The 1,124-nt window shown below is 64.0% G+C and carries 2 protein-coding genes; both read right to left on the bottom strand.

Annotation, left to right across the window (positions count from 1 at the left end; genetic code table 11):
• Nucleotides 1-145: NADH-quinone oxidoreductase subunit K (locus ABT116_RS49085; RefSeq protein WP_351648100.1), on the bottom strand; the 145-nt coding region annotated here is incomplete at its 3' end.
• Between the two features lie 14 nt (nt 146-159).
• On the bottom strand, nt 160-1,035 hold the full coding sequence (mbhE, locus tag ABT116_RS49080) for a hydrogen gas-evolving membrane-bound hydrogenase subunit E (protein WP_351648098.1): 876 nt from the start codon (nt 1,033-1,035) through the stop codon (nt 160-162).
• Nucleotides 1,036-1,124: the final 89 nt, after the last annotated feature.

The following is a 1,124-nucleotide window of genomic DNA, read 5'->3' as shown; positions in this document are numbered from 1 at the left end:
GATTCCCGTCCGATCCACCGACGGTCAGGATCAAGAGGTTGATGGCGTTGCCGAACAGGAGCAGACCCAGGAGCATCCGGGTGATGCTTCGTTCGATCAGCAGGTAGACACCGGCCGACGTGAGGACGCCGATCAGGATCAGCATTCCGATGTTTGCGCTCATGGTGCTTTCACCTCGATTTCTGCGTCGAGGCGGGCGCCGAGACTTCGGAGTACGTCCAGGACCAGGCCGACCACGATGAGGTAGACGCCCAGGTCGAAGAACAGTGCGGTGACCAGTTTGACGTGGCCGATGAGCGGGAGTGTGAACTCGAAGACGGCGGACGAGAGCGCCGGGGCGCCGAGGAACAGCGACACCAGGGCGGTGCCCGCGGCCAGCGCCAAACCGAGGCCGAGAATCTTGCCCGCGTCGATGGGTACTGCTTCACCGAGTTCGTAGCGGCCACCGGCGAGGTAACGCAGCACGAGGGCGAGGCCCGCCGTCAGGCCTCCGGCGAAACCTCCGCCGGGAGCGTTGTGACCGGAGAAGAAGAAGTAGATCGACAACACCATGATGGCCGGGAAGATCAACCTCGTGGTGACCTCGAGAACCAGTGAACGGTGCCGCGGATCGATCAGGTCTCCGCCGCGCAGCCACGTCGTATCGGAGTTGGCGGCAGCTTTGTCCACGATGACGGAGGGAGCGTCGGCGACGCGCGGCGCGATACCGAAGCGGCGGTTGCGGAACACGAGGCTGGCGACGCCGGTCGCTGCGACCAGCAGCACGGATATCTCACCGAGCGTGTCCCATGCGCGGATGTCGACGAGTAGGACGTTGACGACGTTCTTGCCGTTGCCCAGGTCGTAGGCCGCGTCGGGAAGCAGCTCGTAGATCGGACGAGTGTTTCGGGCATTGGTCGCGAAGGCCGCGATGGTGGTGACGGTGATTCCGACGGCGACGGCGAGTGCGGCACGCGGCCACTTGAAGCCGATCGCCTTGCTTTCGTCGACTTCGGCGGGGAACTTCCGAAGTACGAGTACGAAGATCACCAGCATCGGCGGATTTTTGCGTTCCGCCTAGTGGGGTGCGGCTTGATCCTTGTGGGCGGGTGCGGGTTGTCTTTGGCTTGTCGCGCAGTTCCCCG

Source organism: Streptomyces sp. NPDC002130, assembly GCF_040296465.1.
Taxonomy (GTDB): Bacteria; Actinomycetota; Actinomycetes; order Streptomycetales; family Streptomycetaceae; genus Streptomyces.
Note: the sequence above shows the minus strand (reverse complement) of the source record. Positions and strands in the feature narration are given on the sequence as shown.